At 38.1% G+C, this 15592-nt stretch carries 12 protein-coding genes; 6 read left to right on the forward strand and 6 right to left on the reverse strand.

What is annotated here, in order from left to right; translation table 11 throughout:
* Positions 1–12 precede the first annotated feature (12 nt).
* The 4 genes from EZ449_RS04160 (at position 13) to EZ449_RS04175 (ending at position 6153) form a co-directional block, all read left to right on the forward strand.
* Positions 13–1440 carry a sialate O-acetylesterase gene (locus tag EZ449_RS04160; RefSeq protein WP_131556688.1) on the forward strand — a complete coding sequence of 476 codons (1428 nt, stop codon included), beginning with the start codon at positions 13–15 and terminating at the stop codon, positions 1438–1440.
* 271 nt (positions 1441–1711) lie between these two features.
* The gene (locus EZ449_RS04165) at positions 1712–4030 is read left to right on the forward strand and encodes a DUF5703 domain-containing protein (RefSeq protein ID WP_131556689.1); all 2319 of its coding nucleotides are present in this window, start codon (positions 1712–1714) and stop codon (positions 4028–4030) included.
* Between the two features lie 183 nt (positions 4031–4213).
* Complete coding sequence (locus EZ449_RS04170) at positions 4214–5002, forward strand: L-fucose dehydrogenase (protein ID WP_131556690.1); 789 nt, start codon at positions 4214–4216, stop codon at positions 5000–5002.
* A 134-nt stretch (positions 5003–5136) separates the two neighbouring features.
* Positions 5137–6153 (forward strand): zinc-binding alcohol dehydrogenase family protein, encoded by a 1017-nt coding sequence (locus EZ449_RS04175; protein ID WP_131556691.1) that lies wholly within the window; start codon positions 5137–5139, stop codon positions 6151–6153.
* Between the two features lie 473 nt (positions 6154–6626).
* Here EZ449_RS04175 and araA read toward each other — a convergent pair whose 3' ends face one another.
* The 3 genes from araA to EZ449_RS04190 all read right to left on the reverse strand — a co-directional run bounded on the left by araA (position 6627) and on the right by EZ449_RS04190 (position 11034).
* Positions 6627–8117, reverse strand: a complete 1491-nt coding sequence (araA, locus tag EZ449_RS04180) for an L-arabinose isomerase (RefSeq protein WP_131556692.1) — start codon at positions 8115–8117, stop codon at positions 6627–6629.
* A gap of 518 nt (positions 8118–8635) precedes the next feature.
* On the reverse strand, positions 8636–9337 hold the full coding sequence (locus tag EZ449_RS04185; RefSeq protein WP_131556693.1) for an L-ribulose-5-phosphate 4-epimerase: 702 nt from the start codon (positions 9335–9337) through the stop codon (positions 8636–8638).
* Positions 9334–11034: a ribulokinase gene (locus tag EZ449_RS04190; RefSeq protein ID WP_131556694.1), complete on the reverse strand. Its 1701-nt coding sequence runs from the start codon at positions 11032–11034 to the stop codon at positions 9334–9336. Before EZ449_RS04190 ends, EZ449_RS04185 begins: the two co-directional genes overlap by 4 nt.
* Before the next feature lie 188 nt (positions 11035–11222).
* Here EZ449_RS04190 and EZ449_RS04195 point away from each other — a divergent pair, with 188 nt between their 5' ends.
* Positions 11223–11984: a LytR/AlgR family response regulator transcription factor gene (locus EZ449_RS04195; RefSeq protein ID WP_131556695.1), complete on the forward strand. Its 762-nt coding sequence runs from the start codon at positions 11223–11225 to the stop codon at positions 11982–11984.
* A gap of 209 nt (positions 11985–12193) precedes the next feature.
* Here the strand turns inward: EZ449_RS04195 and EZ449_RS04200 are convergent, their stop codons facing one another.
* From EZ449_RS04200 to map, 3 genes are all read right to left on the reverse strand, one after another.
* A complete protein-coding gene (locus tag EZ449_RS04200; protein WP_131556696.1) occupies positions 12194–12511 on the reverse strand; it encodes a hypothetical protein in 318 nt (105 codons plus the stop codon).
* A 90-nt stretch (positions 12512–12601) separates the two neighbouring features.
* Positions 12602–13741, reverse strand: a complete 1140-nt coding sequence (locus EZ449_RS04205; protein ID WP_131556697.1) for a DEAD/DEAH box helicase — start codon at positions 13739–13741, stop codon at positions 12602–12604.
* A 110-nt stretch (positions 13742–13851) separates the two neighbouring features.
* On the reverse strand, positions 13852–14610 hold the full coding sequence (map, locus tag EZ449_RS04210) for a type I methionyl aminopeptidase (RefSeq protein WP_131556698.1): 759 nt from the start codon (positions 14608–14610) through the stop codon (positions 13852–13854).
* Between the two features lie 114 nt (positions 14611–14724).
* Between map and EZ449_RS04215 the strand changes: the two genes are divergently transcribed.
* Positions 14725–15381: a DUF6597 domain-containing transcriptional factor gene (locus EZ449_RS04215; RefSeq protein WP_131556699.1), complete on the forward strand. Its 657-nt coding sequence runs from the start codon at positions 14725–14727 to the stop codon at positions 15379–15381.
* Positions 15382–15592: the final 211 nt, after the last annotated feature.

The raw sequence follows: 15592 nt of genomic DNA on the forward strand, positions 1-15592 counted from the left end.
AAACGAGAAAAAATGAAACTAAAACTCATCATACTTTTAAACCTTGCTTATTGCGTTATTGCATCGGCAACGGTTAAACCTGCATCGATTTTTACCGACCACATGGTTTTGCAGCAACAAAGAAATGTGGCCATTTGGGGTTGGGCAAAACCATTAACCAAAGTAAAAATCAACACCTCATGGAATAAAGAAAACTATTCGGTTACATCAGATAAAGATGGAAAGTGGAAAATAAAAGTCACCACACCGGTTGCAGGCGGTCCTTTTGATATCGAATTAAGCGACGGCGAAAAATTGGTTTTATCGGATATATTAATCGGTGAAGTTTGGTTTTGCGGTGGTCAATCGAATATGGAAATGCCAATGAAAGGCTTCAAAAGTCAGCCTATTATTGGTTCTAATGAAGTTAGTTTAAAATCTTCAAATAAAAATATCAGGCTTTACACCGTTCCGCGTTCTTCGATTATCGAGCGTCAGGAAAACAGCAAACCCTCTCCGTGGAAATTGGCGGCACCTGAAACCGTTTCCAATTTTAGTGCAACGGCATATTATTTTGGTTCTTTATTGAGCGAAATGTTAAATGTTCCTATAGGCATTATAAATGACAGTTACGGAGGCTCTTCAATTGAGGCCTGGATGTCGCCTGAAGATTTAAAAACATTTCCTGAAGTTAAAATTCCATCAAAAGGCGACACCATAAAAGAAGTAAGCAGAACACCAACAACGCTTTACAATGGCATGCTTTATCCTGTTATTGGGTATGGTATAAAGGGTGCAATTTGGTATCAGGGGGAATCGAATTATGAACGTCCAGATAGGTATGAAGAGTTATTTCCTGCGATGGTAGCTTCATGGCGCAAAAATTGGGATAACGGCGAATTCCCGTTTTATTATGCACAGATTGCGCCTTACGACTACGCACAATTGCCTCCTTATCATGTGGGTGGTAAATATAATTCTGCATTTTTAAGAGATGCGCAACGCAAATCATTAGCTAAAATCCCAAATTCAGGTATGGCCGTTTTAATGGATATTGGAGAAGAGAAATCAATCCACCCAGCCAATAAAAAGCAAGGCGGAATGCGATTAGCTTACCTGGCATTGGCTCAAACTTACGGCATAAAAGGTTTCGGTGCATTAAGTCCGACTTATGAATCCTTAAACATCGATAAAAATAAAGCGGTAATTAAGTTTCAAAATGTGCCAAATGGTTTAACTTCATTCGGAAAAGAATTGATTTTATTTGAAGTTGCAGGAGCAGACAAGAAATTTTATTCGGCGAAAGCCTTAATAACTGGAAGTAGTATAACTGTCTCGGCAGAAGAAGTGAAAACACCTATTGCGGTTCGTTACGCATTTAAGGATTTTGTAATTGGCGATTTATTCGGAAACGATGGCTTGCCGGTTTCTTCTTTCCGTACTTATGATTGGGATAATTAGCGATACGTCATTGCGAGAGGTTAGCATATTTAAAAAACACATAAATATGGCGATGACAACCTTTAATTTTGCTGTCATTCTGAGAGTAACGAAGAATCCGCAACCGAATAGCACTGCTCAAACCTAATCTACCAATTTGGTTTGGTGACGTATTATGGGTAGTTTTCCATGGCACGGGATTCTTCACTGCGTTCAGAATGACAAACCCAGAGCCATGTTATTGGTAGTGCCTCGCAATGACGAGAATATTAAATAAATACAAAGAAAAATAATGCTGAAATACACGGTCTTCAAATATCTCAATTGCACAAAGAAAACAAATCCTTTCTTTGTGTTCTTCGTGTCTTTGTGGCTGTTAACGGTTAGTGCTTTTTCGCAAGAAAAAGAACAACCTAATTTAATTTGGACTTCACAAAGCCATAATTCATCCGAATCGATGCCTGTTGGTGGAGGCGATATTGGTTTAAACCTTTGGGTAGAAAAAGGCGAAGTTTACCTTTATTTATCTCGCAGCGGCACGTTTGATGAAAACAATACGCTACTTAAACTTGGTCGTGTAAAGCTTAAATTTAGTCCTAATCCATTTGAGGGAAAAACTTTCAAACAAGAGCTGATTTTAAAAGACGGATATGCTCAGGTTTCAGGAGAAAATGGCAAAGTTAGTACAAAAATTAAGGTTTGGGTTGATGTCTTTAATCCAGTCATTCATTTAGATATTAAATCAAATCAGAATATTACCACAGAATCAAGTTATGAAAGCTGGCGATTCGAAGACCGAATTACGAAAGGCAAGGAGAACAACCAAAATTCTTACAAATGGGCACCGCAAGGCATTGTGAAAACTTTCAAAGATGAAATTGCTTTTAAAAACAATTCGATACAATTCTATCATCAAAATAAATCCGAAACCGTTTTCGATGTTGCGGTAAAACAACAAGGTTTAGAAGATAGAAAAACTGAACTTTTTAATCCATTAAAGAACTTGATTTTTGGCGGTTCAATACAAGGTGATAATATGATTCTAGCAGGGAATTACAACGGTATCTATTTAAATATGCTATTTAAAGCCTGGGTTTTGAGAACTAAAAAACCATCTAAATCGGCTAATCTTACCATCACTTTAAATACATCAAAAGCTGAAACCATTCAAGAATGGGAAAAAGGTTTAAATGCTAAAAAAGACAATCAAAAAGCTAGCATCAAATGGTGGAACGATTTCTGGAAAAAGAGTTTTATTTACATTAATCCAAAAGATACTTTGGCCAATCAATCGGGGAAAAATTACCAGTTGTTTCGATACATGTTGGGTTGCAATGCCTTTGGTAAATACCCGACAAAGTTTAACGGAGGCCTATTCACATTCGACCCGCAATTTACCGATACCACTTTAAAATACTCGCCCGATTTTAGAAATTGGGGAGGAGGAACACACACCGCTCAAAACCAACGATTGGTTTATTGGCCGATGTTAAAGAGTGGCGATTTTGAGCTCATGAAACCTCAATTTGATTTCTATCTCAATTTATTGAAGAATGCAGAAAACAGAACGGAATCTGCCTGGGGACATAAAGGCGCAAGTTTTACAGAACAATTGGAAAACTTCGGCTTACCAAATCCTGCTGAATATGGATGGAAACGTCCTGCGGATTTTAACAAAGGCATGGAATATAATGCCTGGCTGGAATACGAATGGGATACTGTTTTGGAATTTTGTATGATGATTTTGGAGACGGAAAGATATGATGGTGCAAACATTGAAAAATATCTTCCATTAATTGAAAGTTCACTGACTTTTTTCAAAGAACATTATACTTATCTGGCTAAGCAAAGAGGGGCAAAAGCTTTGGATGCTGAGGGTCATTTGGTTCTATATCCGGGTTCCGGAGCTGAAACTTATAAAATGGCTTATAATTCTACCTCAACAATTGCAGCTTTAAAAACGGTTTTAGAAAGATTAATTGCGTATCCCGGATTATCCGAAAAACAAAAATCAGAATGGCTGGAGATGCTTAAAACGATTCCGCCAATAAGTTTTAGAGCATTTGATGGACACACCACAATTGCGCCAGCAAAACTTTGGGAGCGAATTAACAATACCGAAAGTTCGCAGTTGTACCCAGTTTATCCCTGGGGGATTTATGGAATCGGAAAACCTGGCTTAGATACTGCCATAAACACTTATAAATATGATACCGATGTTTTGAAATTTCGTAGCCATGTAGGTTGGAAACAGGATAATATTTTTGCAGCGAGACTTGGTTTAACTGATGACGCTGCAAGATTGACTACAGCGAAATTGAATGATTCCGGGCGACGGTTTCCTGCATTTTGGGGCCCGGGTTTCGATTGGACACCCGACCATAATTGGGGCGGTTCGGGTATGATTGGTTTGCAGGAAATGCTGATGCAAGTTGATGACAAAAAGATCTATTTGTTCCCGGCTTGGCCTAAAGATTGGGATGTTCATTTCAAGCTTTATGCACCATACAAAACCACAGTTGAGGGAACTTTAAAAGATGGAAAATTAATATATTTAAAAGTACTGCCGGAATCGAGAAAGGCAGATGTAATTAATAAAATGATAGAGTGAGAGAATGATTGAATGAGAGAATGTCATTAGCGATTTCCCAGGCAAAATTCACCCATTCAAAATTCACTCATTCACTAATTAAAAAAATGATTGAATTTCGAATGAGGGATTGATTGAATGGCAATTTGCATCACACATTCAGTCATTCAAAACTCACTCATTCACTAATTTTAAAAAAAAGATATGGATTTACAGTTAAAAGAAAAAGTTATCATCGTTACCGGTGCGGCTAAAGGAATCGGACGTAGCATTGCGGAAGTATTTGCAAAGGAAAATGCAATCGCCATAATCGTTGGTAGAAAAGCAGAAGATAATCAAAAAGTAGTCGATGCAATATCAGCAAATGGTGGAAAGGCAGCGCAATTTGTTGCAGAGTTATCTAACCCGAATGATTGCGAAAAAGTGATTGCCGAAATCGTAGCAAAGTTTGGTCGAATTGATGGATTGGTTAACAATGCAGGTGTAAACGACGGTGTTGGTTTGGAAAGCGGGAACTACAAAGATTTCATGGCATCGTTACATAAAAACGTGGTTCATTATTATTTAATGGCACATCATGCTTTGCCCGAATTAATCAAAAGTAAAGGCGCAATCGTAAATATTACTTCTAAAACAGCCGAAACCGGACAAGGAAATACTTCGGCTTATGCTGCTGCAAATGGCGGTCGGAATGCCTTAACCCGCGAATGGGCAGTTGAGCTTTTGAAGTATGGAATCCGTGTTAACGCAGTTGTGGTAGCCGAATGCTGGACACCAGCTTACGAAACCTGGATTGAAACTTTACCTGATGCCCAGGCAAAATTGGATGAAATTACTTCCAAAATTCCATTGGAGAACAGAATGACAACCGCTGAAGAAATCGCAAACATGACGGCTTTTTTAATGTCAAGCAAATCAAGCCACACCACGGGACAAATTATTCATGTTGATGGCGGTTATGTTCATTTGGATAGAGCTTTGGCGAACGCATAAATAAAATAATTAGAGAATGATAGAGTGAGTGAATGATGGAATGATTCGCAAATTGCTTTAAATATTGACTCATTCAAAACTCGCTCTTTCTATCATTCAAAACTCACTCATTCAAAATTCAATCATTACCTAAAATGAAAACCCTTACCTGTACAACGCCTGGAACTTTTGAGTATTCAGATACGGAAAAACCTGAACTTAAAAAAGACCATTCCATTATAAAAATCAAACGAATTGGTATTTGCGGAACTGATTTACATGCCTTTGAGGGTACACAACCTTTCTTTAATTATCCACGGGTTTTAGGTCACGAACTTTCAGGGGAATTATTTGAGGCTGATGGTGCTCGTGGTTTTGAAATAGGAGAAGCCGTTACTTTTATCCCATACTTTAATTGTGGCGAATGTATTGCTTGCCGCATGAACAAACCAAATTGCTGCGTTAAAATGCAGGTTTGCGGCGTCCATGTTGATGGTGGCATGCGAGAATATTTACAAGTGCCATCGCTTACACTTTTGCATGGCGAGGGTTTGACTTTTGATGAACTGGCTTTGGTAGAACCTTTAGCTATTGGTGCCCATGGCGTTCGCCGAGCAGATATCCAACCAGGAGAATTTGTATTGGTTATCGGTGCGGGACCAATCGGTTTAGGCACAATGGAATTTGCCAGAATTGCCGGAGCTAATGTAATTGCTTTAGATATCAATGAAGACCGCCTGGCTTTCTGTAAGGAAAAGCTGAAAGTCGCCCATGTTGTAAATGCACTTTCGCCGGACGTAACTCAACAGCTAAGCGAAATTACCAATGGCGATATGCCAACGGTTGTAATTGATGCAACAGGGAATCAAAAGGCAATTAACAATGCGATAAATTACATGGCTCATGGTGCAAGGTTTGTACTAATCGGCTTGCAAAAAGGGGATTTAATTTTCAACCATCCCGAATTTCATAAAAGAGAATCCACTTTAATGAGCAGCAGAAATGCTACCATTGAAGATTTCGAACACGTTATCAAATCAATGAAAGCAGGTTTGGTAAATCCAACCAATTACATCACCCATCAGGTAAAATTTGAAGAAGTAAAGGATGAATTTGAAAGCTGGTTAGACCCGAAGAATGGCGTTATTAAGGCTATGGTTAGTATTGATTAGGTTTTTTGCTGCAGATCATGTCGGATAGAAATTCATTCTATTTTATTAAGGCGATAGACTAATTCCTTATATTTTCTACAGGTTGGTGTTCTCACCAACCTGTAGAAATTTCATTAGGTTTCAGATTAAGGATAAATCCTAAAGCATTGGAACAACAATTGCATTAAGATCCTGAAATAAATTCAGGATGACGACCGGTCATGTTTGAAGTTTTAATAGTCTAATATTCTCTACTGGTTGGTGTCTTCACCAACCAGAATAAAAGGTTTCAGATTATCGGTAAATCCTGAAGCATTTTGCATGATCTCGCATTAAGACCGTGAAATAGATTCAGGATGATGACCGGTCATATTTGGAGTTTTAATAGTCTAATCTTAAAAGGTTCTCTACTGGTTGGTGTCCTCACCCACCAGAATAAAAAGCCGAAAATTTAAAAAACTATCGGCTTTAAGATTTGAGAGCTTGTATTTTAATTACTTATAAAAAACATCATTCCAATGCAATTCATTTCTAAATTGATTGATTTTGGTATCTGCACCGATGTTCACATATTCTAAACCAGCAATGTTTGCAAAATCCAATAAATGTTCGGTTGTTAAATTCTGACTATAAGCTGTGTGGTGTGCGCCGCCAGCATAAATCCATGCTGCACAGCCTGTTTTCATATCTGGAAGTGGTTTCCAAAGTACACGAGCAACAGGCAAGTTTGGTAAATCATTTTCAGCTTCCACTGCTTTTACTTCATTGACTAACAGTCGGAAACGATTACCCATATCAATTAAAGATGCATTTAATGCATCGCCGCCACCAACATTAAATACCAAACGAGCAGGATCTGCTTTTCCGCCAATACCTAAAGGATGAACTTCTAAACTGGCCTTGCCCGATGCCAAACTTGCATCAACTTCAAGCATGTGAGAACCTAGAACCATTGAATTTGCAGGATCGAAATGATAAGTATAATCTTCCATAAAGGCATTTCCGCCGGCTAAACCTGCACCCATCACTTTGCAAGCACGAACCAATGCAGCTGTTTTCCAATCGCCCTCGCCAGCAAAACCATAACCATCGGCCATTAAACGTTGCGCTGCGATTCCTGGCAATTGAATCATTCCATGTAAATCTTCGAAAGTATCAGAGAAACCTTTGAAACCGCCATCTACCAAGAATTTTCTCAAACCCAATTCGATTTTAGCCGCCTCATAAACTGATGAATGTCTGTCGCCACCAACTTTTAATTCAGCAGTCATTTCATAAGTATCTTCGTATTCTTCTAATAAAGCTTGAATAGAATCCTCAGGTATTTCATTAATTACAGTTACCAAATCGCCTATACCATAAGTATTTACAGCGAAACCAAACTTCATTTCGGCCTCCACTTTATCACCATCTGTTACGGCAACATAACGCATGTTATCGCCAAAACGAGCAAACTTAGCGCCTTGCCAATCGTTCCAACCAGCAGCGGCTCTACACCAAGTATCGATTTGTTTTGCAACCTCTTCATCTTGCCAATGGCCAACTACCACCTTACGATCTTTGCGCATACGCGTAACCATGAAACCAAATTCACGGTCGCCATGAGCACTTTGATTCAAATTCATAAAATCCATATCAATCGTATTCCAAGGAATATCGCGATTGAATTGCGTGTGTAAATGCAATAAAGGTTTTTGTAAAACATTTAAACCTCTAATCCACATTTTAGCCGGAGAGAATGTATGCATCCAGGTAATTACACCGATACAATTTTCATCAATATTGGCTTGTTGCAAGGTTTCGAAAATTTCTTCTGTGGTTTTTACAATGGGTTTGTAAACTACCGAAACCGAAATATTTCCATTTTGGCTTAAAGATTCTGCTACTTCCTGTGCATGATTTGCAACCTGTTTCAAGGTTTCTTCCCCATACAAATGCTGCGTACCGGTGATGAACCAAACTTGTAATTTTTTTAAATCAATCATTTTATATTTGTTTAATTGCTTATTGTTATAATTGGTTAACTGAAAATTGCAGCCAACTAAATTTTATTATTTTATTTGAAAAGCAGGTTTCTGTTTTTCATCGGCTACAGTAGTCCTGCTTTCCGTTTTATTTCGGCCAAGAAAAATGGCCTCATGCTCACTCCAATCAGGTTTATTCTACTTAGGTAAACCGTTATATTTAAATTGTCAAATAAACACCACCGTTCTGCAAACACCCCTCTAAAAGAGGGGAATGCCTCAAATTTTATAGGCATCATAATTTTCCTCTTGTGTCGGTTGGTTCCATTAACTTAGGTATACCTTTCTATTCTAAACCCAACAGGAGCGGCAGCCTCCGATTTTTTCTATCGGAGCTACAGCAAATGGCGGGACTATTGTGTCCTAAGATCTACTGTCATTGCTTTCCAAATCCTTTTCAGAATGAGATTGCCACTAAACTATGAAGAATAGTTTCTCGCAATGACGATTCATGGAAGCTCCAAACCCCAAACTCACAACTAACTTTGACCATAATAAGCACCTGCACCATGCTTACGCTCATAATGTTTCTCAATTAACGAATCTTTTAACTTCGGTGCCTGTTGGTTAATTTGTTGCGTTAACAGCGCCATTTGCGCAACAGCTTCTAAAACTGCACTATTATAAACTGCTTTCTCAGCGGTCTTTCCCCAGGTAAAAGGAGCGTGATTACCTACTAAAATCATCTCCACTTCTTTATAACCTAAACCCAAACTTTCAAAATGATTCATAATTTGAAAGCCAGTTTCGTACTCATAATTGCCCTTAATCATGGCATCATCCATTGGCGGTGCACAAGGAATATCTACTGTTAAATGGTCGGCATGGGTGGTTCCATAAATCGGAATTGCCTTTTGCGCCTGTGCCCAAGCCGTTCCGTAAGTGGAGTGTGTGTGTACAATTCCACCAACGTCTTCCCAATGCTTGTACAAAACTGCATGCGTTTTGGTATCAGATGATGGGCGTAAATTCCCCTCAACGGTATTGCCATCGAAATCTACTATCACCATTTTATCGGCAGATAAATCCTCATAAGGAACGCCACTTGGTTTAATAGCAAAAACCCCTTTAGCACGATCGGCAGCGCTAACATTGCCGAAAGTGAAGAGCACCAAACCCAATTTTGGTAATTGCATATTGGCCAGATAAGCCTGTTCTTTTATATCTTGATAATTGCTCATGATAAGTAAGGTTTTACGTCTTTTTTGTTGTAACGTTCTAAATATCTTCCTAAACCCAAATATTGTTGATAATGCATTCTGTACATTTTCTTTTTCTTCATATTTGGTTTGTATTCTTTTTCAAATCCGGTTCCCATGGCAACCATTGCATCTTCGATAGTTGGATAAATGCCGGCTGCAACTGCTGCAAACATTGCTGCGCCTAAAGCGCAAGTATGCTCGAAACGGTGAATTCTAATTGGCATTTCCAAAACATCGGCCATCATTTGCATAATATAAGCAGATTTTTTGGCTACACCGCCAATGCCGATAATTCCTTTCACAGGAACGCCTTGCTCTTTAAAACGATCGACAATAGCTTTTGCACCAAAACAAGTTGCCGCAGCTAAAGCACGGAAAAATCTTGGTGCATCAGTTCCTAAACCAAGGCCAGTAATTGCACCTTTAAGTTCCTGATTAGCATCTGGTGTTCTTCTGCCGTTTAGCCAATCTATTGCCAATTCGGCGTAATCATCGTCTTCTAAAGCTTCGGCTTGCTTGCTCAAATTGGCTATGATTTTACCTTCCAATTCTTCTTTCAAAGCGATTGCTGTTGCCTCATCAATTAAGTTAGATTCAGTAAGCAAATGATTTAAGGGCCAGCTAATTAAGTTTTTAAACCAAGCATATACATCTCCAAAAGCTGATTGGCCAGCCTCAAGGCCTGCCATTCCAGGAATTACAGAACCATTGACTTGTCCGCAAATACCGTTGATCAATTTGCCATGTAAATCTTCATTAGGAGCGACCAAAATATCGCAAGTGCTTGTGCCCATTACTTTACTCAAATAGTATGGTTCAATCTGACCACCAACGGCGCCCATGTGGGCATCGAAAGCACCAACGCCAATTACTACATCGGTATTTAAGCCTAATTTATCTGCCCATTCTGGGCTCAATGTTCCAGCAAAAACATCAGAAGTATAGGTCTCAACAAAAAGTTTTTCTCTAAAGCCAGCCAAAAGTGGATCTAAACTGCTAAAGAAACTTTCTGGAGGCAATCCATCAAATTCCTCTGCCCATAAAGCTTTATGGCCAGCAGCACAACGGCTGCGTTTCATGGTTGCAATATCTGTTCCGCCGGTAAGTAGAAATGGAATCCAATCGCAATGTTCTACCCAAGATTCTGCACTTGTTTTAATCGAAGAATCGATTCTTAGAATGCGCAATAATTTAGACCAAAACCATTCTGAAGAATAAATTCCACCCACATATTTTAAATAGTTTACAGGGAATTTAGTAGCATGGTCATTAATTTCGGCAGCTTCTTTAACGGCGGTATGGTCTTTCCAAAGTACAAACATGGCATTTGGGTTTTCCTCAAAACCTGGCGTTAAGGCTAGGGGAGTTCCTGTAGCATCAACCGCAACCGGACTAGAACCAGTAGTATCTATCGAAATTCCTTTAACCAAATGCGCAATTCCCGATCCTCCAGCTTTCGTTAAACAATCTTTAATGGTGTGGGTTAAACCCTCAATATAATCTAATGGATGCTGCCTAAATTGATTGATGGATGGCTTGCAGTATAAGCCTTTTTGCCATCGTGGGTAAAGAAATACGGACGAAGAAATCTCTTTTCCGTTAGCGGTATCTACCAAAACAGACCGAACAGAATCCGTCCCGTAATCCACGCCAATTACATAGTTTGCTGTGCTCATAACAATAAATAATCGTCTAATTAACGTTTATTTTTTTGATTTTTAAAATTTAAATGATATTTAGTTTTCAACGCTTTAATTATAAATTTTGATTAAAGTGCAGCCTGTTACCAATTTAAGGTATTTAAGGAGTAATGTCTTATAAAACAGCACTTATTATTCTCAAAGATTTTATTTACTTTGGTAAAATGAATACAGCTATACGTACGCTAATAATTGAGGATGAACCAGCTGTTCGCAAAGAAATTGAATGGCTAATTAAGCAGGAAAAAGACTTCAATTTAATAGGTTCGGCAACTACTGTAGAAGAAAGTATGGTATTAATTAAATCTACCAATCCTGATCTTATTTTGATGGATATTCAACTTACTGATGGTACAGCTTTCGATATATTAAATCAGTTATCCGAAATCTCTTTTAAAATAATCTTTATTACTGCATTCAATAACTTTGCAGTAAAGGCGATTAAATATGGGGCTTTGGATTATTTACTTAAGCCTTTAGACGATGTTGAACTTAAAGCAGCGTTAAATAAAATTGTTGACGATGGAGCCAATAGTTTAGCCCAACAACAGGAGCAAATTGCCATTTTAAAATCTCAATCTGGAAAAACGGAAAGCGATTTAGATAGTAGGATAGTTTTGCATACACTAGAATACTTACAGGTTTTGCAGCTTCGAGAAATCATTTATTGCCAAAGCGAAAGTGGTTATACCAATTTTTTCTTATCGGAGGGGCGGAGGATTATAATTTCAAAACCGCTTAAGTTTTACGATGAGCTGCTACCCGAAAAATGGTTTCTTCGTCCGCACCAATCTTTTTTGGTTAATATTTTATATGTTGACAAATTTTTAAAATCTGGAACGATTGTGCTTAAGAATAAAACAGAAATTCCTGTTTCGGGTAGAAGAAAGGATTATATTCTTCAACACATTAACCATATCGAGTAACCAAAACTAATCAATAATGCTATTAATAGTTTTGGGAAAACCTTAGTCGATGCTGTTGCACTTAAAAACATGGAGGTTTTTATGTAAACCTTAACGCCGCAACAACTTTTTGGAAATAAGGAAGGCCCTATATTTCGATAAGGCCTAAATGATTTTGCTGGAATAGTAAAGTTAATCTACATTCAATGCAGCAACGGTTAAATAATTAACTATGCACTTTCGTTTGTTACGGCAATGGCATTGTTAAGTGCAGCCAATAAGGCATCTCTATATTTTATAAAGCTATCTTGACGATCGCCCTCTTCACTTAGCTTTAAAGCCCTTTTAAAGGTCTTCACTAGCTGTAATTCGTTTAGATAGATATCATTAAATGATTCGTTATTCTTATTTTTTAATATTCTGATGGAATGAGAATATTGCTCAAAAATATCTGTGATGATTGTTAGACTTTTATCATCGTAAATTGTTAAAGCACCAACTTTTGTTGAAAGCTTTTCTAACTTTCCTCTTTCTTTTGCGTAACCCATATTTTGGCGAAGATACGATTTTTAATCACCATCTTGTCTTATGGTGAGCTAAAGCAAAACTTATAGCTAGTAACGATACAATCAGAATGACTAATTTTTTTGGTTAATCGTTTCACTATCAACTATTTCTACCTGTTTGCCCATTTTTTTTTGGATTACGCCAAAGTGATCGAGTTCATTCGGACTTACTAATGAAATGGCATCACCAGGGGCTTCCGCTCTTCCGGTTCTACCTATTCGGTGGATATAGTCTTTTGGCGATCGAGGGAGTTCATAATTAATTACAAAAGGCAGAAAGTTGATGTCAATTCCCCTTGCCATTAAATCCGTCGCCACCAAAACCCTAAGTTTGCCTGCCTTAAATAACATTAATGATTCCGTTCTAGAGCCTTGACTTTTTTTACTGTGAATCGCTTTTGCATCAATATTGTTTTTACGAAGCTTATTAACTATTGCATCTACTTGGTGCACAGAAGATGCAAAAACCAGTACCTGTTTCATTTCATGATGATGAATGAGATAGCGCAAAAACGGGCCTTTCTTTTCATCTGAAACGATATATGCCAATTGTTTTATTAGATCTAGGGAATTTTCCTCATCCTCAATCTTTATCACTACCGGATCTCTTAAAAGAATTTGATGGATATTTTTAAGGTCATTGCTTAATGTAGCTGAAAGTAAAATGTTCTGACGTTCCGGTGGGAGAAGACTGATAATTTTATCCATGTCGTCCTTAAATCCCAAATTCAGCATTTTATCAGCTTCATCTAAAATTAAGGTTTCAATTGAGGAAAGGTGAACCGCATTTGAATTTAGTAATTCTAGCAGTCTACCAGGCGTGGCAACAAGTACATTTATGCCTTGCAACGCCATCATTTGTGGATTAATGGAAACACCGCCATAAACCGCTAAGGTTTTTACCGACTGCGAGAGATTTTTGCTAAAGTTTTGAAAAACAGCTTTTACCTGTTCAGCGAGCTCGCGAGTAGGCACTAAAACCAATACATTTGCATGGCGATTTTTAACCAATGAGGTTTGCTGTAAGTTCATTAAAATAGGCAGAACATAGCCTGCAGTTTTGCCAGAACCTGTTTTAGCGATTCCCAAAACATCTTTTTTGCTTAAAATTGCGGGTATGGCTATTTCCTGAATGGGAGTGGGTACTGTAAAATCCTGATCTGCCAACGCTTTTAATAAAGCAGCCGACAAACCTAAAGAACTAAAAGGCATATTGGTATTTTTCGGTAAAAGTAAGGAAAAATCGTTGTTATGATTTTACTTAACCCACAATAAAATAATCGAATTGATGATTCGCCAATTACCTTATAAAAACACTTCATTTATATTCCGTTCGCTGCCGTAAGGATTATTGGTTTACCAGCGGTTATTAATATTGTGTGCTCATGCTGCGCTACAAACCCACCTTTGCTACCCATAAAGGCCCACTTATCTGCTGCAGTTTCTATAAAAGCAGATTTGGTAGAGATAAAAGTTTCTATCGCAACAACAGAATCTTTTCTGAATCGCCTTTTATCAAACCGATCATAATAATTCATTATCGCATCAGGCTCTTCATGTAAGCTTCGCCCAACTCCATGGCCACCTAAATCCCTAATCACCGTATATCCTGCTTTTTTGGCTTTCGTCTCCATCAATTTTCCAATATCAGCAATTCTCACTCCACCGCTAATATGTGATATTGCATCAAGTAATATTTCCTGGGAGGTATCTACCAGATGCTGAATACCCTGAATATCATCTCCCACAATGAAAGAGCAACCATTATCAGCCCAAAAGCCACCCATTTCTGCCGATACATCGATATTGATAATGTCCCCATTTTTCAGCATAACTTTATCTGAAGGCACACCATGCGCAAATTCTTGATTAACACTAATGCAGCTATAACCCGGAAAACTATAAGTTTCAAATGGAGCCGATTTAGCACCTATTGCCTCTAGTAGCTGTCTGCCGTATTCATCAATCTCTTTGGTCGACATGCCAATTTGCGTGTAATCCCTCATTTTTTGCAAGGTTACCGCAACAGCCTCGCTCACAAGTTCCATGCCCTGTAGTTCTTCTTCCGTTTTTATGATCATCGTATTCGTTTTATTTAGTTTCGTGCAAAGCTAGGGCAATTTAAATTGTGCACATAGTAAATTTTAGACATACATTTATGCGCTGAGCGCTAACATTTTGAGTAAATTTGCCAAATGCCGATCAATTACCTCAAGAAGATACAATTAGGGGAATTTAATGAGGATGGATATAGAATTAATCCTCCACAAGAAATCGAATCTGTTATCGAGGGGTTTTATGTTTTCTCTAAGAAAGCCGACAATGACATGCATCTTCTGTTTAATGATGGATTTCCTGCGCTTGTGTTTTTACAAAATAGAGAAGATACGGTATCGGTAACCACGGAAAGCGATTCATTTGAAATTAAGTCGGCCTGGGCAAATGCTGGATCTATTAAGAATGTTTATGTAAAATATAACCATAACACGAGTCAGGTTTTTATTGTTCGTTTTTTCCCGAGTGCATTCTATAAGTTATTTGGTTTAACTGCGCAGTATTTTAGATCTAATTCGGTTATCCCGTTTGAAGCTGCAGCGAAAGGCGCTAACTTTAATGTAAATGAATTTTTCGAGTGCAGTTCTATATTGGAAAGGGTATCCTTTTTTAAGAGCTATGTTCAAAATTCTCCTGCTGAAGTTGAACAGCCTCAAATGTTGTATAAAACACTAGCTTACATCAATAAAATAAAAGGAAACAGCACAGTACTGGATATTCCGACCTATACTACACCACCCATTCCGAGGCATAGTACACCAGTCATTCCGAGCCAAAGTACACCAGTTTTTGTTTGAGGTAATTAAATATTCCGAGGCAAAGTGCACCACTTTTGGTTTATTGCAGGATTATTTCACTCTGCCATTCCGACACATACTGCACCACTATATTTACCATATCACGCAATTGGGCATAGTTTAACCCGCCAATTATATAGGTTTGGTAAGCATCAAGCTTACCCCTATAAATATGGCGAACAAACTGCTCAGCATGAATAAGATTAGACAG

Origin of the sequence: Pedobacter frigidisoli (genome assembly GCF_004331675.1) — a bacterium.
GTDB lineage: Bacteria > Bacteroidota > Bacteroidia > Sphingobacteriales > Sphingobacteriaceae > Pedobacter > Pedobacter frigidisoli.